The 18,289-nt window shown below is 65.2% G+C and carries 16 protein-coding genes; 9 read left to right on the forward strand and 7 right to left on the reverse strand.

Annotated elements, in window-relative coordinates; all coding sequences use genetic code 11:
• The first annotated feature begins 73 nt into the window (after nt 1-73).
• Both AKN84_RS32820 and AKN84_RS32825 read left to right on the forward strand, forming a co-directional pair.
• The gene (locus AKN84_RS32820; RefSeq protein WP_050424603.1) at nt 74-847 is read left to right on the forward strand and encodes an ABC transporter ATP-binding protein; all 774 of its coding nucleotides are present in this window, start codon (nt 74-76) and stop codon (nt 845-847) included.
• A complete protein-coding gene (locus AKN84_RS32825; RefSeq protein ID WP_050424604.1) occupies nt 840-1,667 on the forward strand; it encodes an ABC transporter permease in 828 nt (275 codons plus the stop codon). The genes AKN84_RS32820 and AKN84_RS32825 overlap by 8 nt, the downstream gene beginning before the upstream one ends.
• Before the next feature lie 127 nt (nt 1,668-1,794).
• On the opposite strand, the gene gtdA is transcribed toward AKN84_RS32825, so the two are convergent.
• Nucleotides 1,795-2,835: a gentisate 1,2-dioxygenase gene (gene gtdA / locus AKN84_RS32830; RefSeq protein ID WP_050424605.1), complete on the reverse strand. Its 1,041-nt coding sequence runs from the start codon at nt 2,833-2,835 to the stop codon at nt 1,795-1,797.
• A gap of 96 nt (nt 2,836-2,931) precedes the next feature.
• On the opposite strand from gtdA, the gene maiA reads away from it, so the two are divergent.
• From maiA to AKN84_RS32845, 3 genes are read left to right on the forward strand one after another with little or no spacing between them, the layout of a single operon-like run.
• Nucleotides 2,932-3,564, forward strand: coding sequence for a maleylacetoacetate isomerase (gene maiA, locus AKN84_RS32835; RefSeq protein WP_050424606.1), 633 nt, complete (start codon nt 2,932-2,934; stop codon nt 3,562-3,564).
• Nucleotides 3,554-4,066, forward strand: coding sequence for a MarR family winged helix-turn-helix transcriptional regulator (locus AKN84_RS32840; RefSeq protein ID WP_050424607.1), 513 nt, complete (start codon nt 3,554-3,556; stop codon nt 4,064-4,066). Before maiA ends, AKN84_RS32840 begins: the two co-directional genes overlap by 11 nt.
• Nucleotides 4,066-5,250: a 3-hydroxybenzoate 6-monooxygenase gene (locus AKN84_RS32845; RefSeq protein ID WP_050424608.1), complete on the forward strand. Its 1,185-nt coding sequence runs from the start codon at nt 4,066-4,068 to the stop codon at nt 5,248-5,250. Before AKN84_RS32840 ends, AKN84_RS32845 begins: the two co-directional genes overlap by 1 nt.
• Before the next feature lie 230 nt (nt 5,251-5,480).
• On the opposite strand, the gene AKN84_RS32850 is transcribed toward AKN84_RS32845, so the two are convergent.
• From AKN84_RS32850 to AKN84_RS32870, 5 genes are all read right to left on the reverse strand, one after another.
• Nucleotides 5,481-7,091: a benzoate-CoA ligase family protein gene (locus AKN84_RS32850; protein WP_050424609.1), complete on the reverse strand. Its 1,611-nt coding sequence runs from the start codon at nt 7,089-7,091 to the stop codon at nt 5,481-5,483.
• Complete coding sequence (locus tag AKN84_RS32855) at nt 7,088-8,218, reverse strand: FAD-dependent monooxygenase (protein ID WP_050424610.1); 1,131 nt, start codon at nt 8,216-8,218, stop codon at nt 7,088-7,090. The genes AKN84_RS32850 and AKN84_RS32855 overlap by 4 nt, the downstream gene beginning before the upstream one ends.
• A 207-nt stretch (nt 8,219-8,425) precedes the next feature.
• Entirely contained in the window at nt 8,426-8,638 is a 213-nt protein-coding gene (locus AKN84_RS32860; RefSeq protein ID WP_050424611.1) for a hypothetical protein, read from the reverse strand.
• A gap of 108 nt (nt 8,639-8,746) precedes the next feature.
• Nucleotides 8,747-8,968 carry a cysteine rich repeat-containing protein gene (locus AKN84_RS32865; protein ID WP_050424612.1) on the reverse strand — a complete coding sequence of 74 codons (222 nt, stop codon included), beginning with the start codon at nt 8,966-8,968 and terminating at the stop codon, nt 8,747-8,749.
• 37 nt (nt 8,969-9,005) lie between these two features.
• Complete coding sequence (locus tag AKN84_RS32870) at nt 9,006-9,788, reverse strand: cysteine rich repeat-containing protein (protein WP_050424613.1); 783 nt, start codon at nt 9,786-9,788, stop codon at nt 9,006-9,008.
• Between the two features lie 247 nt (nt 9,789-10,035).
• Here AKN84_RS32870 and AKN84_RS32875 point away from each other — a divergent pair, with 247 nt between their 5' ends.
• Nucleotides 10,036-11,193: an efflux RND transporter periplasmic adaptor subunit gene (locus AKN84_RS32875; protein ID WP_050424624.1), complete on the forward strand. Its 1,158-nt coding sequence runs from the start codon at nt 10,036-10,038 to the stop codon at nt 11,191-11,193.
• 10 nt (nt 11,194-11,203) lie between these two features.
• Complete coding sequence (locus AKN84_RS32880; RefSeq protein WP_050424614.1) at nt 11,204-14,374, forward strand: efflux RND transporter permease subunit; 3,171 nt, start codon at nt 11,204-11,206, stop codon at nt 14,372-14,374.
• 308 nt (nt 14,375-14,682) lie between these two features.
• On the opposite strand, the gene AKN84_RS32885 is transcribed toward AKN84_RS32880, so the two are convergent.
• Nucleotides 14,683-15,684, reverse strand: a complete 1,002-nt coding sequence (locus AKN84_RS32885; RefSeq protein WP_050424615.1) for an NADP-dependent oxidoreductase — start codon at nt 15,682-15,684, stop codon at nt 14,683-14,685.
• 217 nt (nt 15,685-15,901) lie between these two features.
• Here AKN84_RS32885 and AKN84_RS32890 point away from each other — a divergent pair, with 217 nt between their 5' ends.
• Both AKN84_RS32890 and AKN84_RS32895 read left to right on the forward strand, forming a co-directional pair.
• Nucleotides 15,902-17,191 carry a dicarboxylate/amino acid:cation symporter gene (locus tag AKN84_RS32890; protein WP_050424616.1) on the forward strand — a complete coding sequence of 430 codons (1,290 nt, stop codon included), beginning with the start codon at nt 15,902-15,904 and terminating at the stop codon, nt 17,189-17,191.
• A 12-nt stretch (nt 17,192-17,203) separates the two neighbouring features.
• Nucleotides 17,204-18,133 carry an amino acid ABC transporter substrate-binding protein gene (locus AKN84_RS32895; RefSeq protein WP_050424617.1) on the forward strand — a complete coding sequence of 310 codons (930 nt, stop codon included), beginning with the start codon at nt 17,204-17,206 and terminating at the stop codon, nt 18,131-18,133.
• Nucleotides 18,134-18,289 lie beyond the last annotated feature (156 nt).

An 18,289-nucleotide genomic window follows, 5' to 3' on the forward strand; every position in this document is an offset into this window, starting at 1 on the left:
CTGGGCCGTGCATCCTTCGAGACGCGCTTCGCGCTCCTCAGGATGACGGTCTGACAGCGGAGAGTGGGGCGCCATGGACCTGATCGCCGACCATATCAGCCATCGCTTCGGCGCGCTCGACGTGCTCGACGATGTCTCCTTCACGGTCCGCGCCGGTGAGGTCGTTGCGATCGTCGGTCCGTCCGGCTGCGGCAAGAGCACGCTGCTGTCGATCCTCGGCGGCCTGCTGCGGCCGAGCCGAGGCGCAGCCGAACTGCGCGGCGCACCGCCGGCCGGCAGCCTCAATCCGCTGACCTTCGTGTTCCAGGATTTTGCCCTGCTGCCGTGGAATACGGTCGAGGAGAACGTCGCCTTTCCGCTGCTGCACACGTCCTTAAGCGCCGGCGAACGCCGTGCCGTGATCGACGATGCGCTGCGCCGCACGGGCTTAACGGATTTCCGCGCCGCTTACCCGAAGCAGCTCTCCGGCGGCATGCGTCAGCGCGTCGGCATTGCGCGCGCGCTTGCGGTTCGTCCGGCGATCCTGCTGATGGACGAGCCGCTATCGGCGCTGGATTCGCAGACCCGCGAGCTGCTGATGGAGGATTTCGTCGGCCTGCTGGCCGACGGCACGATGGGTGCGGTCTATGTCACGCATAACCTTGAAGAAGCCGTGCGGCTCGCCGACCGCGTCGTGGTGCTGTCGCGCCGCCCCGGCCGCATCAGGGAAATCGTGACCATTCCGATGACGCGCGCCGAGCGTGGCACGGCGGATGCCCGCGGGCCGATGGCCGCACTGCAAGGTGAGCTGTGGTCGCTGATCCGGAAGGAAGCGATCGATGCCGAGCGCGAGGTCCAGCATGCTTGATCGGGCCCCGCCAGAGACGAGAGATCAATCGGCGGAAGCGACGCGGCCGGTCGCGTTTCGCGGCGCCGGCTTCACATCAGGCGGCAGCCGCTACGCCGGCTGGATCGCACTCGCGCTGGTCATCGCGATCTGGCAGCTCGCCGGCAGCGCAGGCTGGGTCAATCCGCTGTTCCTGCCGGCACCGTCGGCGATCGCGGTCGCGATCACCAAGCTCGCGACGTCGGGTGCCCTGTGGCAACACCTCTCGTGGTCGATCATGCGGATCGGCACCGGCTGGATCATCGGCACGGCCGCCGGTGTCATCGTCGGCTTCGCGATCGGGCTGTCGACCATGGCACGCGGCGTCGGCATCACCTTTATCTCGGCGCTGTTCCCGATCCCGAAGATCGCGCTGCTGCCACTTTTGATCCTCTGGCTCGGGATCGGCGAGGAACCGAAGATCGCGACCATTGCGCTCGGGGTGTTCTTCTCGACCGCGATCTCGGTCTATAGCGGCGTCGATGCGGTGCCGCGTAACCTGATCCGGATGGCGCAAAGCTTCAACGTGCCGTTCCACGCCATCGTGCGACGGGTGATCTGGCCGGGCGCGCTGCCCTCGATCCTCGCCGGCTTCCGCATCACCGCATCCGTCGCGCTGCTGCTCGTCGTCAGCGCCGAGATGATCGGCGCGCAATACGGCATCGGCGCCTTCGTGCTGCAGGCCGGCAATCTGATGCAGACCGATCAACTGCTCGCGGGCGTCGTGATCCTGTCGCTGTTCGGGCTTGCGGTCGGCAAGCTGATCAATCTGCTGGAGACGCGGTTGTTGCACTGGCGGTGAGAGGCGCTCTGCCGTCATTGCGAGGAGCGAAGCGACGAAGCAATCCATCCATCCGTTATGCCGAACGATGGATTGCTTCGCTCCGCTCGCAATGACGACGGCAGGCGCGCCTGCGCTTTGCTGCACCTTACGCGTTCCCGCGATCCTCGCGGAACAGATCCAGCTTCTGCTGCACCGGACGGTCCGAGAACGAGAACAGCACGGAGTCGGCGTCGGCCTCGTGGGTGACCCAGTGCCAGCTCGGCACCACGAACAAATCGCGCGGTCCCCATTCGAAGGTCTGGTCGCCGACACTTGTGCGGCCCTTGCCCTCGATCGCGGCGAACACGGTGGCATCGGTCGAGCGATAGCGTGCGGTCTTAAAACCCTTCGGCAGCAGCTGGATGAAGGTGCCGATGGTCGGCATCGCGAAATCGCCGGTCTCGGGGTTGGAGAATTTCAGCTTGAGGCCGTGGCAGGCGTCCCACTCGTCGCTGGCTCTGGCCTTCTCCAGCGCCTCGCGGGTGTATTCATAGGGATAGTTGAAGATCGGCGAGGTCTTCGAGGTTCGCTTCTGGTCGATCGGCAGCAGATTATGGCCGTAGCGCGCGAAGCTGGCGCCGGTCGGCTTGGAGATCGACTGCTGGTCTTCCTTGGCGCCTTCGGCAAACGAGCAGTCGAAGAACTGCACCATCGGGATGTCGAGCCCGTCGAGCCAGAACATCGGCTCATTGGTTTCGTTGGAATGGTCATGCCAGGTCATCGACGGCGTGATGACGAAATCGCCCGGCGACATCGCGGTGCGCTCGCCGTCAACCGCGGTGAAAGCGCCCTTGCCCTCGAGCACGAAGCGCAGCGCCGACTGGGCGTGGCGATGGGCGGGGGCGATGTCGCCCGGCACCACCATCTGCACGCCGGCAAAGAGGGAGGTCGTGATCTTGGACTGGCCGCGCAGCCCGGGATTTTCCAGCACCAGCACGCGGCGCTCGGCTTCCTTGGCCGTGATCAGCTTTCCGGCCTCGTTCATGTAGTCGCGGATCTGGTCGAACTTCCACAGGTGAGGGCGGCAGGCGCTCTTCGGCTCCGGCGTGATCAGATCGTTCATCACGTTCCATAGCGCCGAGAGGTTTTGGCCGTCGATCTTCTTGTAGAACGCCTCGCGCTCCGGGGTCTTCTGCACGGCTTCCATGGCAAGCCTCCCATCGTTCTTGTTTGGTGCAATTTAATTGACAGTATACTTACAATACGGCTAGCGTCAATCTAACGAAATGCAAGGGAGGTTCCGATGAAGCTGCATGGCTATTTCCGGAGCAGCGCGTCCTACCGGGTTCGGATCGCCCTCAATCTGAAGGGGCTGACTCCAGAGCACCTGCCGCATCATCTGCGCAAGGGCGAGCAATGCGCGCCCGCTTATCTCGCGATCAATCCTCAGGGGCTGGTGCCGACATTGGAGAACGACGCCGGCGCGATCCTCACCCAGTCGCTCGCGATCATCGAATGGCTCGACGAGACCAATCCCAATCCGCCGCTGCTGCCGAAGGATCCGCTGCGGCGCGCCAAGGTGCGGGCGTTCGCGCAAGCAATCGCCTGCGACACCCACCCGGTACAGAATCTGAAAGTGCTGGCGCGGCTGCGCAAGCTCGGCCTGCCGGAAGAGCAGGTGACGGAGTGGGCGGCCTGGGCCAATCGCGAGGGCCTTTCGGCCTGCGAAACCCTGATCACGGAGGAGGCCGGGCCGTTCTGCTTCGGCGATACGCCGACGCTCGCCGATCTCTGCCTGGTGCCGCAGCTCGCCAATGCGCGGCGCTTCGGCGTCGACGTGTCGGCCTATCCGCGCCTGCTCAAGGCAGAGGCCGCGGCAAAGCAGGTCAAGGCGTTCGCCGACGCCGCCCCGGACAAGCAGCCCGATGCCGAATAGCAAGCCCACGCCCGTCACCATGGACGCGGTCTACACCGCGCCCGGCTATCTGTTCCGGCGGATGCAGCAGATCGCGGTCGCGCTGTTCATCGAGGAGTGCAAGGCGTTCGATCTGACACCGGTGCAGTACGCCGCGCTGGTTACGATCTCGACCCATCCCGGGATCGACGCCACAAGGCTTTCGGCGGTGATCGCGTTCGACCGCTCCACGCTCGGCAATGTGATCGAGCGGCTGCAGGCCAAGGACTACATCGTGCGCAAGCCGGCGCCCGAGGACAAGCGCGTCAAGCTGCTCTTTCTCACCAAGGCCGGCGCTGGCGTGCTCAACGAGATCATGCCCTCGGTCGACAAGGCGCAGGCGCGGATGCTGCAGCCGCTGAAGCCGGCCGACCGCAAGACGCTTCTCTCGCTCTTGACCCAACTTGTCGACCTCAACAACGAGGCCTCGCGGGTGCCGCTGCGCGCCGAGGACGCGCTCGAACATCTGGGGAGGTCGGGCTGATGGCGGACAGCAAGCCGGTCCTGATCGCGGGTGGCGGCATCGGCGGCCTCGCCGTGGCGCTGGGGCTCGCCCAGAAGGGCATCCGCTCAATCCTGCTGGAGAAGGCCGCGGCGCTCGGCGAGATCGGCGCCGGCATCCAGCTCGGGCCGAACGCATTCCACGCCTTCGACTATCTCGGCGTCGGCGAGGCCGCGCGCAACATGGCCGTCTATATCGATCAGCTGCGGCTGATGGATGCGCTGACCGCCGATGAGATCACCCACATCGATCTCGGCGAGACGTTTCGCGCGCGATTCGGCAACCCCTATGCCGTGGTGCATCGCGGCGACCTGCATGGCGTGTTCCTGCGCGCCTGCCAGGATCATGACCTGATCGAGCTGCGCGTGTCCAGCGAAGTGACGGGCTACGAGCAGGATGGCTCGTCAGTGACCGCAAAGCTTGCCGGTGGTGAGCGCATCGCCGGGCGGCTGCTGATCGGCGCCGACGGGTTGTGGTCGAACATCCGCAAGCAGGTGACGGCGGACGGCCCGCCGCGCGTCTCCGGCCACACCACCTATCGCTCGGTGATCCCGACCGAGCAGATGCCGGAGGATCTGCGCTGGAACGCGGCGACGCTGTGGGCCGGCCCGAAATGCCACATCGTGCATTACCCGCTGTCGGGCTGGAAGGTGTTCAACCTCGTCGTCACCTATCACAATGATGCGCCTGAGCCGGTCGCCGGCAAGCCGGTCTCCGAGCAAGAGGTGATGAAGGGCTTCACCCACGTCCATGAGCGAGCGCAGAACATCATCCGCCACGGCACCAACTGGAAGCTCTGGGTGCTGTGCGACCGCGATCCTACCGAGCGCTGGATCGACGGCCGCGTGGTGCTGCTCGGCGACGCCGCGCATCCGATGCTGCAATATTTTGCGCAAGGTGCCTGCCAGGCGATGGAGGATGCGGTCTGCCTGTCGCACATGCTGGCCAGTCACGAGGATCATGCGGTTGCGCTGGACGCCTATCGCGCGCAACGCTTTCCGCGCACTGCCCGCGTGCAGCTGATGTCACGCGCGATCGGCGAGCACGTCTATCATCCCGCCGGCGACCACGCCCGCATCCGCAACGCAATCATGAGCGCGAAATCGCAAGGCCAGTGGCGCGACGATATCGCGTGGCTGTATGGCGGGACGGGGCTGAAGGCCTGATCCCGTCGTGTGAATGGATGCAGAGATAGCACCCGTGCGGCACCCCTCTCCCTAACCCTCCCCCGCAAGGGGGGAGGGAACCCGTCCGCCGGTGCCTTCCTTACGCGACTGGGTGAGGTGAGCACGCTAGTCGGGCTCCCTCCCCCCTTGTGGGGGAGGGTGGGGAGAGGGATGGCCCCGGGCGAGACGGTTGAGACTTCGGCCCGAAAGCAGTTCGTGCCGCGCCGCCGCTACATCCGCATCACCGCCTGCCGGTCGATCTTTCCCGTTCCCGTCTTCGGCAGCTCGTCGATGAACTTCACCTCGCGCGGATATTTGTACGGCAAGAGCTTCGTCTTGACGTAGTCCTGCAACCGCCGCGTTGCTTCGGCCGTGTCGAAGCCACTTTTGTTCATCACCACCACGGCGCGCAGCGTCATGCGGCGGTCGGGCAATTCGGCGGCGTAGACCGCGCATTCGCGGACGTCGGGGTGATCGGCGAGGCAGAGCTCGACCTCGAGCGGATAGACCCATTGGCCGGAGATCTTGATCAGGTCGTCGGCGCGGCCGCGGAAGAAGTGGAAGCCGTCGCTGTCGCGCATGAAGCGGTCGCCGGTGTAGATCCAGCCGTCCTCGCGCACGGTCTCGGCGGTCTTGTCCGGCCGGTTCCAGTACAGCGGGGTCGCGGAATCGCCGCGCACCCACAAAATGCCTTCCTCATTGTCGCCGACCTCGCGGCCGTCGCTGTCGCGCAGCATGATCTCGTAGCCGGGCACGCGCAGGCCCGCGGCGCCGAGCTTCTTCTGCTCCGCGCGGTTGCTGAGATAGACGTGCAGCACCTCGGTCGAGCCAAGCCCTTCGATGATCTCGAGCCCGGTGAGCCGCTTCCAGCCGTTGAACACATCGGCCGACAGCACTTCGGCGGCGGAGACCGCCATCCGCAGCGAGGAGAAGTCGGCAGCGTCCGCGCCTTCGGCCTTGGTCAGGGTGATGTAGAGTGTCGGCAGCCCGAAGAACACGGTCGGCCGGTACTGCCCGATCGCCGCGAAGATCGCGGCGGGCTTCGGCTGGCCCGGCAGCAGCAGCGTCGCGGCGCCGACCGAGAAGGGAAACATGATCGAATTGCCGAAGCCGTAGGCGAAGAAGATCTTCGGCACCGAGAAGCAGATGTCGCCGGGCTTGAGCTTCAGCACGCTGCGGGCAAAGGCGCGCTCGCTATAGGCCATGTCGTGCTGCAGATGCACGATGCCCTTGGGGCGGCCGGTCGAGCCCGACGAGTACATCCAGAACGCCATCTCGTTGCGATGGGTATCGGCCGCGTCGAGCTCGCTCGGAAATCCCTGCAGCCAATCGCCGGCGTTGCGTGTCTCGGCGACCGCATGGTCGCCTGCGGGGCCGTTGACCACGACCAGCGTGCGCAGCGGCGTGTCCTTGCAGGCTTCGGCGTTGAAGCGCGAACAGAACTCCGCATCGGTGACGGCAACCTGCGCGCCCGCATCGGACAGATAGAACTGCAACAGCTCCGGCGTCGTCAGCGTGTTGATGAGCAGTGGCACGAAGCCGGCGCGGACCGCACCGAAGAATGCCGCCGGATAGGCCGGCGTGTCGTCGAGGAACAGCAGCACGCGGTCGCCGCGCTTAAGTCCCAGCGACTGGAAGGCGTGGCCCCAGCGTGCAGCGTCAGCGCACAGCTCGCGATAGGTCCGCGTGCCGGCCGGGCCGGTCAGCGCCAGGCGTTCGGCATTGCCGTTGCCGAGATTGTCGAACAGGATCCGGCTCGCATTGTAGCGCTCGGGGATCGTAAAGCCGATCTCGCGCGCGCCGGGATTATCAGGCGGAACCTGGTCGGCGATCCCAGTCATGAGCGTCCCTTTGCGGCTTCGTAACGGGCCATGAAGGCGGGCGACATCGCGCGCAGCCGCGCGTCGTCGATCCGGCCGGAGCGGGTGATGTAGCTGTAGGCGAAATCCATCAGGTCGCGCTTCATGTGCGCGGGGAAATGCTCGTACCAGTCGGCACTGGTCCGCGCCGCGGTGACGAGCTTCTTCACGATCGGCTTGCGCTCGGCCTCATAGCGGGCCAGTGCGGCGGCAATGCCGTTCTCGGTCTCCAGCGCCTTGGTCAGCGCGATCGCATCCTCGATCGCCAGCCGCGTGCCCGAGCCGATCGAGAAATGCGCCGAATGCAGCGCGTCGCCGATCAGCACCATGTTGCCGTGTGACCAGCGCTCGTTCCAGATCCATGGGAAATTGCGCCACACCGATTTGTTCGAGATCAGCCGGTGGCCGTCCAGCGTCGCGGCGAACACGTCCTCGCAGATCGCCTGCGACTCTTCGATGCTCTTGTCGGCGAAGCCGTAAGCCGTCCAGGTCGCCGCGTCGCACTCGACCAGGAAGGTGCTCATGTCCTTCGCATAGCGGTAGTGATGGGCGTTGAAGCTGCCGCGGTCGGTCGCCACGAAGGTCTGCGACAGCGTCGCAAAGGGCTTGGTGGTGCCGTACCAGGCGAATTTGTTGGTCGACTGCGAGACCGACGCGCCGAACGCGGCCTCATGACCGCGGCGGACCATCGAGTTCAGTCCGTCGGCGGCGACGATCAGGTCGTAGCCGCGGAGCTCATCGACCGATTGCACCACGGTGTCGAAGCGCGGCGTGATGCCTGTGCTGCGCACGCGCTCCTGCAGGATGGTCAGCAGCGCCAGCCGGCCGATCGAGGAGAAGCCGACGCCGTCGATCTCGACGCTCTCGCCGCGCAGATTGAGGGTGATGTTCTTCCAGCTCTCCATCCGCGGCGTGATGGCGTCGACCGTCTCGGGGTCGTCGGCGCGCAGGAAGTCCAGCGCCTGCTCGGAGAACACCACGCCGAAGCCCCAGGTGGCGCCGGCGGCGTTCTGCTCGAACAGATCGATCTCGGCGTCGGGATGACGCTTCTTCCACAGATAGGCGAAATAGAGCCCGCCGGGCCCTCCGCCAATCACGGCGATCCGCAACGTCTGCCTCCCAGATTGACAGTGTACTTACAATTTGGGTTCAGACTAATCGCCCTCTGGCGGGAACGCCAGAGGGAAAATGCGCGCGGTGGCCAAAGCGCGATGGGCTAAACCCTCATCGCGCGCTAGATTCCTGTTCAGCATGATCTTTTCGGAAAACCGCTTCGCACTTTTCCGGATCATGCTGATCCGCGTGGAGCGAAAAGTTCAGTAGCAGCGGCGGACCTTGACGCCGCCGACCCATACCCAGCGGCAGCCGGCAACGACGGGCTTGCGGACGACGACCGCGCCGCGATGGCCGGCGCATCCGGCGCGATACGGGCCGCGCCCGCACACCACCGCGTTGGCATCGGAGGAGTCGAAGGTCATGGTCGCGGCAAAGGACAGCAGGGCCGCAGCGATCAGCAATAATGAGCGCATGATATTCCCTCTCCCGGAGTGAGGTATGGTTGGCCTTTGGGTGACAACAAGGTGCTGCGGCTTCGTGCCCGGCGCTCGCCGGGCACATGTCGCCTCCGCCTGGTGCGGTTATTTCCTTTCGGCTTCGGCCAGCACCTTCTTGCAGGCGGGTGTCAGCTTGTCGCTTTCCTTGGCGAGACAGGCGATGATGCGCCCGCCGCCGGGCGTCACGCTCTTGCAGAACTTCTGATAGTCACCCATGCAGGCGTCGCGTTGCGCCGTGGCGAGTTCCTGGGCGTAGACGGCGGATGTGACGCACAGCAAGGCGGCGGTCAGGACAATACGCAGCATTGATCGCTCCCTTTCGGTCAGTCGCATGACAACAGGATTACCGGGCCGCGAACGGCGCCAGCACCTCGCGGCACGCCGGCGAGAGCGAGCCGGCATTGGTCGCGAGACATTGCACGATCCGTCCGCCGCCGGGCTGGACACCGCCGCAAACCGAGCGGACGTCGGCGCCGCAGGCCGAGCGCAGCACGAACAGCTCTTCGCGCGGCCGCAGCGGTCGCAGCATGATCACTGCCGGCGCGGCCGTCGGTGCTGCGGCCGTCGCCGCGCCTTCGGCCGGCGCGGCGCCGCCGCCGGCAGCGGCTACGGCTTTGCCGCAGGCCGGCGACAGTTTCGCCTTGTTCTTTTCGAGGCACTGCAGCGCCGGCGCGCCGCCGGTCGGCACGCCCGCGCAGACCTTGGGATAATCGGAGCGGCATGCGCTGCGGATCGCCGAGATCTGCGCGCTGGACGGCGCCCCGGCCGCCTTCGGCGCCGCGGCCTCCGCAGCCGGCTTGGCGGTCGCCGCCGCAGGGGACGCTTCAGTCTTCGCAGCATCGGTCTTGGCTGCCGCGGGCGCTGCGGCCGGCGCTTCCACGGCCTTCACGGCGCTGGCGCAGCCGGGGCCGAGGCTTGCCATGTTCTTCTGCAAGCATTGCAGCGACGCTTCGCCGCCGGGCGGAACGCTCGAGCAATGCGCGATGTAGTCGTTGCGGCATTGCGATTTGATGGCGTCGCGCTGCGCCTCGGTCGGCGCCTGCGACAAGGCTGGCGCGGTACTCACGAATGCCGCAAGCGCGAGCCATGCGGAAAGCTTCGTCGCACGTGTCAACGCATTGATCATTTGAATAAATCCTCTCGTTGCGCCGGAAGCCGCCGGCTCAACTGAACTGCGCTCTAAAATGTCTTGCTGTAACAACCTTCGCGAGCGGCATCATTTTCGCTTTCGAGTTCCGCTGCAAGCGGATTGTTGCTATGGAAGAAGCAGGTCGATTTTTTTGCCGCCTACCACGTTTGAGTTAAGTCATTTGAACTGAGGCTCGGAAATGAGGCACGCGCGCGCGTCGGCACATTTCGATCGGAGCAATTTTTTGCGGCTGCGAAATGCGCCGCTGACGCGCACCATCTGCGTCGTATCGGCCTTCGTCAGTTTAAGTGCCTGCGAGCAAAACAGTTTTGTTGCGCCGCCACCACCGAAGGTCGAGGTCGCGCCGCCGGTGCAGCGCGCCATCACGCGCTATCTGGACGCCACCGGAAACACCGCACCGATCAAGACCGTCGATCTGGTCGCGCGCGTGCAGGGGTTCCTGCAGTCGATCGACTATCAGGATGGCTCCTTCGTGAAGCAGGGGACCACTCTGTTCACGATCGAGCCGGAGACCTACAAGCTGAAGCTGGAGCAGGCGCAGGCCGCAGAGGTCGGCGCGCAGGCGACGGTGAAGCAGGCCGAGTCCGATTTCAAGCGGCAGCAGGATCTGGTGCAGCGCCAGGCGGTCTCGCAGGCAACGCTGGAAACCTCGACATCGACGCGGGACAACGCCCAGGCCAATCTGCAGCAGGCCCAGGTCAACACCAAGATCGCGGCGGTCAATTACGGCTACACCAACGTGGCCGCACCGTTCGATGGCATCGTCAGCACCCATCTTGTCTCGATCGGTGAACTGGTCGGCGTGGCTTCGCCCACCCAGCTTGCCACCATCGTGCAACTCGACCCGATCTACGTGAACTTCAACGTCAACGAACAGGACGTGCAGCGGGTGCGGGACGAGGCGCGTCGCCGTGGCATGACCGCGAACGACCTCAAGTCGTTGCCGGTCGAGGTCGGCCTGCAGACCGAGACCGGCTATCCGCACAAAGGCAATCTCGATTATGCGTCTCCGACGCTCAACCAGTCGACCGGAACACTGGCGGTTCGTGGCTTGATACCCAATCCCGATCGCGTCCTGTTGCCCGGCTTCTACGTTCGCGTTCGCGTGCCCTTCACCAAGCAGGACAACGCGCTGCTGGTGCCAGACGTTGCGATCGGCAGCGACCAGAGCGGCCGCTACGTGCTGGTCGTCAATGCCGACAATGTGGTCGAGCAACGCAAGGTGACGACCGGCGCACTCGATGAGGGCCTGCGCGTCATCGAGAGTGGGCTGAAGGCCGACGATCGCATCGTGACCGCCGGGCTGCTGCGCGCGATCCCAGGCCAGAAGGTCGATCCGCAGATGCAGAAGGGCGACGCGACGCCGGCACCGGCCAAGTGAGGAGCGCGCCATGATCTCGAAATTCTTCATCGAGCGGCCGGTCCTTTCCAACGTCATCGCGATCCTGATGATCCTGATCGGCGGCGTCGCGCTGTTCAATCTCGCGGTCGCGCAGTATCCCGACGTGGTGCCGCCGACTGTGCAGGTGACGACGCGCTATCCCGGCGCATCGGCAAAAACCGTGATCGACACTGTGGCGCTGCCGATCGAGCAGCAGGTCAATGGCGTCGAGGACATGCTTTACATGCAGTCCTATAGCGGCGCCGACGGCACCTACACGCTGACGGTGACCTTCAAGATCGGCACCGACCTCAACTTCGCGCAGGTGCTGGTGCAGAACCGCGTCTCCTCGGCGCTGTCGCAGCTGCCGACCGCGGTGCAGAACCAGGGCGTCACGGTGCAGAAGCGGTCGACCTCGATCCTGCTGTTCGTGACGCTGACGTCGCCGAACAAGACCTACGACAGCCTGTTCCTGTCGAACTATGCCACCATCAACATCCGCGACGAGCTGTCCCGCCTGCCGGGCGTCGGCAACGTCACCGTGTTCGGCGCCGGGCAATATTCGATGCGGGTGTGGCTCGATCCGAACAAGCTGCAGGCGCGCGGGCTGATGCCGCAGGACGTCATCCAGGCGATCCAGCAGCAGAGCCAGCAGGTCACCGCCGGCCAGGTCGGCGCGCCGCCGGCGCCGCAGGGGCAGGCGTTCCAGTACACGCTTAACGTCAACGGTCGGCTCGATGACGCGAGCCAGTTCGAGAACATCATCGTCAAGACCGGCAATGTCGGCGACGTCATCCGGGTCCGCGATCTCGGCTGGGTCGAGCTCGGCGCGCAGACCTACAGCCAGGTGTTCTCGCTCAACCAGAAACCGGCCACCGGCATCGGCGTGTTCCTGTCGCCGGGCGCCAACGCGCTGCAGGTCGAGAAGGAAGTGCAGAAAAAAGTGGCGCAGCTCGCCAAGCAGTTCCCGCAGGACATCAAATACGACACGCCGTTCGACACCACCAAATTCGTCCAGGCCTCGATCGACGAGGTTTACCGGACGCTGATCGAGGCCGGCCTCCTGGTGCTGGTTGTGATCCTGGTGTTCCTGCAGGACTGGCGGGCGATGCTGGTGCCGGCGACCACCGTGCCGGTCACCATCATCGGTGCGTTCGCGGCGATGGCCGCGCTCGGCTTCACCATCAACCTGTCGACGCTGTTTGCGATCGTGCTGGCGATCGGCATCGTGGTCGACGACGCCATCGTGGTGGTCGAAGGCGCCGCGCACAATATCGAGCGCGGCATGTCCGGCCATGACGCCGCGATCAAGGCGATGGACGAATTGTTCGCGCCGATCGTCGGCATCACCCTGGTGCTGATCTCGGTGTTCCTGCCGGCGGCCTTCCTGCCGGGGCTGACGGGCCGGATGTACGCGCAATTCGCCCTGGTGATCGCGGCGACCGCGCTGCTCAGCGCCGTCAATGCCGCGACCCTGAAGCCGACGCAGTGCGCGCTATGGCTGCGCCGGCCGGTGCCGCCGGAGCAGCGCAATTTCTTCTACCGCGGCTTCAACGCGGTCTATGACCGCGTCGAGCGCGGCTATACGCGGGTGATCGGCGGCATTGCCGGCCACGCCAAGACCTCGGTCCTCATTGCGCTGATCCTGATCGGAATCGCCGTCTACGGGCTGTCGCGGGTGCCGACCGGATTCATCCCGATCGAGGACCAGGGCTACCTCCTGGCCGCGGTGCAGCTGCCCGACGGCGCTGCGATCGATCGCACCCAGCGGGTGCTCGACCAGGTCACCGAGATCGCCCGCAAGACGCCGGGGGTCGAGCAGGTAGTCAGCATCGCCGGCATCTCCGCGCTTGACAACTCGTCGAGCCTTGCCAATGCCGGCGTCGCCTATGTGATCCTGAAGGACTGGGGCTCGCGCGGCCCCGGCGAGGACCTGCGCTCGCTGGTCTACGGCCTCAACGACAAGCTCGCGGTGATCCCGGAGGCGCGCATCCTGGTGATCCCGCCGCCGCCGATCCAGGGCATCGGCAATGCCGCCGGCTTTGCCATGCAGGTGCAGCTGCGCGACGGCAACGCCGACTACGGCAAGCTGCAGGCGGTCACCGGCGCCGTCGTCAGCAACGCGCAGACGCAAAGCGCGCTGCAGCGGGTGCAGTCGTCGTTCCGCTCGATGGTGCCGCAGTTCGACGTCCAGGTCGACCGCGTCAAGACCGAGACCCTGCACGTCACCACCGACCAGATCTTCTCGACGCTGTCGTCCTATCTCGGCGCGAGCTACGTCAACCAGTTCACCAAGTTCGGCCGCACCTTCCAGGTCTACACCCAGGCCGATGCGCAATACCGGCTGACGCTGCGCGACATCCAGAACATGATGGTGCGCAACAGCAACGGCGACATGGTCCCGCTCGGCACGGTGGCGAACATCACGCCGTCGGTCGGCCCGTCGCTTATCAGCCTCTACAATCTCTATCCGTCGGCCACCATCATCGGCCTGCCGTCGCAGGGCTACAGCTCCGGCCAGTCGATGACGCTGATGGAGGAGATCGCCGCGAAGACGCTGCCGCCGGGGACCGGCTATGAGTGGACGGCGATGTCGTACCAGGAGAAGGAGGTCGGCAGCCAGATCTACTTCGTGTTCGCGCTGGCGCTGCTCCTGGTCTACCTCGTGCTCGCCGGACAATATGAAAGCTGGTACGCGCCGATCTCGGTGATCCTGGCGGTGCCGCTGTCGCTGCTCGGGCCGATGCTGGTGCTGACCTCGCTCCGGATCGAGAACAACCTCTACACCCAGATCGGCACCATCCTCTTGATCGCGCTGTCGGCCAAGAACGCGATCCTGATCGTCGAGGTCGCACTCGAGCATCACATCCGCGACGGCAAGCCGGTGCTGGAGTCGGCGATCGACGCCGCCCGCGCCCGGTTCCGGCCGATCCTGATGACGTCGTTCGCCTTCATCCTCGGCGTGCTGCCGCTGGTGATCGCGACCGGCGCCGGCGCCAATGCCCGCAAGTCGATCGGCATCACGGTGTTCTCCGGCATGATCGCCTCGACCTGCCTCGCGGTGTTGTTCGTGCCGGCGTTCTTCGTCGTGGTGCAGAACTTCGAGAACTGGCGCAAGGCGAAGAAGGGCAAGGCGGCCGGGCCGCAAGCCGCAGCGGAAGCGCCGGGCACGGCGCATTAGCCCCGCGCCCCCAATCCATCCCCGTCACCCCCGCGCAAAGGCTTCGCCTTTGTCGCTGGAGGAGGCCGCAGAGCGGCCGTCTCGAAGGGTCGACGGCCACCAGCCGGGCCGTCCATCCTTCGAGGCTCGCTTCGCTCGCACCTCAGGATGACGGAGATATGTCGCGTTGCTCCATCCACGTCATTGCGAGCGAAGCGAAGCAATCCATCGCGCCGCAAGCGGAAAGATGGATTGCTTCGTCGCCATCGCTCCTCGCAATGACGGCGGTGAAAGGTCCGCGGCCGCCAAAGGGTTTGAGAACTATCCCGTTACACCTTCACCATGCGCTTGCCGCGGTTCTCGCCGGCGAGGAGCCCGATCAGCGCCTGCGGCGTGTTCTCGATGCCGTCGATGACGTCTTCCTGAACCTTGAGCTTGCCTGAGGCGACCCAGGACTGCAGGTCGGCGAGCGCGGCGTCGCGCTGATCCATGTAGTCCATCACGATGAAGCCCTGCATGACGAGCCGCTTCACCACGATCAGGCCGGGCACGCCGCGCGGGCCGTGCGCGGAGGGGACGCCGTCATATTGCGAGATCGCGCCGCAGCAGGCGATCCGGCCGCGGTTGTTCATCTGGGAGAGGCAGGCCTCCAGGATGTCGCCGCCGACATTGTCGAAATAGACGTCGATGCCCTTCGGCGCCGCTGATCGCAGCGCCTTGTAGGTGGCGCCGTCCTTGTAGTCGACGGCGGCGTCGAAGCCGAGCTCCGACGTCAGCCAGTGGCACTTGTCCTTGCCGCCGGCGATACCGACCACCCGGCAGCCCTTGATCCTGGCGATCTGGCCGACGATCGAGCCGACCGATCCGGCGGCCGCCGACACCACCACGGTCTCACCCTCCTTGGGTTTGCCGACATGGAGCAGGCCGAAATAGGCGGTCAGGCCGGCGACGCCATAGACGCTGAGCAGATGCGTCATCGGCTCGAGCTTCGGCATCTTCGCCAGGTGCTTGGCCGGTACGGCGGCGTAATCCTGCCAGCCGGTGTCGCCGAACACGATATCGCCCGGCTTCAGGCCGGGGTCATTCGACGACACCACTTCGGCGATGCTGCCGCCGGCCATCACGGTGTTGGCTTCGACCGCAGCGCGGTAGGTGGCGCCGTGCATCCAGGCGCGGTTGGCAGCGTCGAGCGAGATGTAGCGCGTCCGCACCAGCGCCTCGCCGTCCTTCGGCACGGGGACCGTGCCCTTGGTCAGACGAAAATGCTCCGGGCCAAGCTTGCCGGTCGGCTTTTCAACAAGCAGGATCTGGCGATTGACGGTGTCGTTCATTGTGGTGTCTCCCCCTCGCGTTGGTCGTTTCGCATGCAGTTTGACTGCGACGCGCGCAGCTCAGTGCACAGATTGTGCGCTGCATGAACGCTAGTCCCAGCGCTGGCATTCCACAACGGGAACAGATCGGCAAAGTCCCGCTGGGCGCGAAGCGTGTTGCGTAGCTGCGTAAATCTGCCACACTTGCCCGTCGCCGGGAACTTACGGGGGTGAGAGAATGTCGAACAGGTTTACGCAGTACATCCTGATTGCGATGGTCCTTGGCATCGCAATGGGGACCATTGTCTTCAACTACTTTCCTGACAGCCGCGCCGAGATCGCCGCAGACGTCAACCTGATCGCGATGCTGTTCCTGCGCCTGATCAAGATGATCATCGCGCCCCTCGTGTTTGCGACCCTGGTCGGCGGCATCGCCCATATGGGCAGCGGTGCCAAGCTCGGGCGCATCTTCGCCAAGACCATGGGCTGGTTCGTCTCCGCCTCCTTCATTTCGCTGCTGCTCGGCCTCGTGATGGTCAACCTGTTGCAGCCCGGCGCCAATTTCCCCGGCACGCTGCCCGACAAGGCCCAGTCCACCGGCCTGCCGGTCTCGGCCTTCTCGATCGAGAAATTCCTGACCCATCTGATCCCGACCTCGATCGCGGATGCGATGGCGCAGAACGAGATCCTGCAGATCGTGGTGTTCGCGGTATTTTTCGCGGTTGCGCTCGGCGCCATGCCTGAACGGGCCAAGCCGATCATGAGCCTGATCGACGACCTCGCGCACATCATGCTCAAGGTCACCGGCTATGTGATGCTGTTCGCGCCGCTCGCGGTGTGGGCCGCGATCATGGCGACCGTCTCGAAGAACGGCCTCGGCGTGCTCTGGAAGCTGATCGTCTTCATGGGCGGCTTCTATCTGTCGCTGCTGATCCTGTGGGGCATCCTGGTCGCGGTCGGCTTCGTCGTGATCGGGCCGCGCTACAGCCATCTGCTGCGGTTGATCCGCGAGCCCCTGATGATCGCGTTCTCGACCGCCTCCTCGGAGGCGGCCTACCCGAAGACGCTGGAGGGGCTGAACCGGTTCGGCGCCTCCTCGCGGATCTCGGCCTTCGTGCTGCCGCTCGGCTATTCCTTCAACCTCGACGGCACGATGATGTACTGCACCTTCGCGAGCATCTTCATCGCGCAGACCTACCACATCGAAATGTCGCTCGGCACGCAGCTGGCGATGCTGGCAACGCTGATGATCACCTCGAAGGGCGTTGCCGGTGTGCCGCGCGCGTCGCTGGTGGTGATCGCCTCGACGCTGTCGCAGTTCGGCATCCCCGAGGCCGGGTTGCTGATGATCATGGGCATCGACACCTTCCTCGACATGGGCCGCAGCGCCACCAACGTGATCGGCAACTCGCTGGCCACCGCCGTGGTCGCGAAGTGGGAGGGCGAGCTGAAGGCCGAGCACGAGCTCGGGCCCGACGATGCGGTGCCCTCCGATGCCGTCGCCGGTGACGCTGTGCCTGCACATTGACGGGAGGGACGCATGCATCGCGCCCGCTGGAGGCCGATCCTGGCTGAAGGGTTGGTGCTGGCAGCATGTCTGCTGGCAGCACCGGCCTTTGGGCAGACGGCCGGCGGCGAGGGGCTCAGCCCCACGCTCGCCAACATCAAGGCCACGCATTCCGTGCGGATCGGCTATCGCGAGAGTTCGCCGCCGTTCTCGTTCCTCGACCACTCCAACCGGCCGATCGGCTACAGCCTCGAGCTGTGCGATGCGATCGTCGACGAGATCGGGGCCGAGGTCGACGACGCCAACCTCAAGATCGACTACGTCAAGGTGACCTCCGACGACCGCATTCCGGCGGTCGTCGACAAGAAGATCGATCTCGAATGCGGATCGACCACGGCGAACTCGGAGCGCGGCAAGCTGGTCGCGTTCTCGCCGCTGATGTTCGTGGCCGGCACCAAGCTGATGGTGCCGAAGGCTTCCAGCGTCAACCAGGTGATCGACCTGAAGGGCAAGACCGTGGTGGTCACCAAGGGCACCACCAACGAGCAGGCGATGCACAATGTCGACGCCAAGCAACAGCTCGGCCTCAACATCGTCACCGCCCCTGATCACGAGCAGTCCTACCAGATGCTGGTGGACGGCAAGGCGGATGCGTTCGCGACCGACGACATCCTGCTCTACGGCCTGATCGCGCGGCACAAGTCGCAGGACAAATTCCGCGTCACCGGCGATTATCTGTCCTACGATCCCTACGGCATCATGTACCGCAAGGGCGAGCCGCAAATGAAGGACGTGGTCGAGCGCGCGTTCCGCAAGCTCGCCTCGAACCGCGACATCGTCCCGCTCTACAACAAATGGTTCGTCGCCCGCCTGCCGACCGGCGAGAAGCTCAACGTCGCGCTGTCACCGCAGCTCGAAGAAGCCTTCAAGGCGCTCGACGATTCGGCTGGTGGTGCGAACTAGAGCGCGATGAATTAGATCGGTTTGGCTGCGTGCTCGCTTTACCTCTCCCCATTGGGGAGAGGTCGATTTGCGAAGCAAATCGGGTGAGGGGGCCGCAGCTCTAACGAGGGACCGTAACCCCTCACCCGGCGCGACGCGCCGACCTCTCCCAAGGAG

The sequence above is a fragment of the Bradyrhizobium tropiciagri genome (assembly GCF_001189845.1).
Classification (GTDB): Bacteria; Pseudomonadota; Alphaproteobacteria; order Rhizobiales; family Xanthobacteraceae; genus Bradyrhizobium; species Bradyrhizobium tropiciagri.

Excerpts from the sequence above, each read along its gene's own strand:
- AKN84_RS32845 (WP_050424608.1), top strand. The coding sequence starts at position 4,066 with ATGGCGGACAGCAAGCCGGTCCTGATCGCGGGTGGCGGCATCGGCGGC.
- AKN84_RS32890 (WP_050424616.1), top strand. The coding sequence starts at position 15,902 with ATGTCGAACAGGTTTACGCAGTACATCCTGATTGCGATGGTCCTTGGC.
- AKN84_RS32820 (WP_050424603.1), top strand. The coding sequence starts at position 74 with ATGGACCTGATCGCCGACCATATCAGCCATCGCTTCGGCGCGCTCGAC.
- AKN84_RS32880 (WP_050424614.1), top strand. The coding sequence starts at position 11,204 with ATGATCTCGAAATTCTTCATCGAGCGGCCGGTCCTTTCCAACGTCATC.
- AKN84_RS32825 (WP_050424604.1), top strand. The coding sequence starts at position 840 with ATGCTTGATCGGGCCCCGCCAGAGACGAGAGATCAATCGGCGGAAGCG.
- AKN84_RS32885 (WP_050424615.1), bottom strand. The coding sequence starts at position 15,684 with ATGAACGACACCGTCAATCGCCAGATCCTGCTTGTTGAAAAGCCGACC.
- AKN84_RS32865 (WP_050424612.1), bottom strand. The coding sequence starts at position 8,968 with ATGCTGCGTATTGTCCTGACCGCCGCCTTGCTGTGCGTCACATCCGCC.
- AKN84_RS32840 (WP_050424607.1), top strand. The coding sequence starts at position 3,554 with ATGCCGAATAGCAAGCCCACGCCCGTCACCATGGACGCGGTCTACACC.
- gtdA (WP_050424605.1), bottom strand. The coding sequence starts at position 2,835 with ATGGAAGCCGTGCAGAAGACCCCGGAGCGCGAGGCGTTCTACAAGAAG.
- AKN84_RS32870 (WP_050424613.1), bottom strand. The coding sequence starts at position 9,788 with ATGATCAATGCGTTGACACGTGCGACGAAGCTTTCCGCATGGCTCGCG.
- AKN84_RS32860 (WP_050424611.1), bottom strand. The coding sequence starts at position 8,638 with ATGCGCTCATTATTGCTGATCGCTGCGGCCCTGCTGTCCTTTGCCGCG.
- maiA (WP_050424606.1), top strand. The coding sequence starts at position 2,932 with ATGAAGCTGCATGGCTATTTCCGGAGCAGCGCGTCCTACCGGGTTCGG.
- AKN84_RS32850 (WP_050424609.1), bottom strand. The coding sequence starts at position 7,091 with ATGACTGGGATCGCCGACCAGGTTCCGCCTGATAATCCCGGCGCGCGC.
- AKN84_RS32895 (WP_050424617.1), top strand. The coding sequence starts at position 17,204 with ATGCATCGCGCCCGCTGGAGGCCGATCCTGGCTGAAGGGTTGGTGCTG.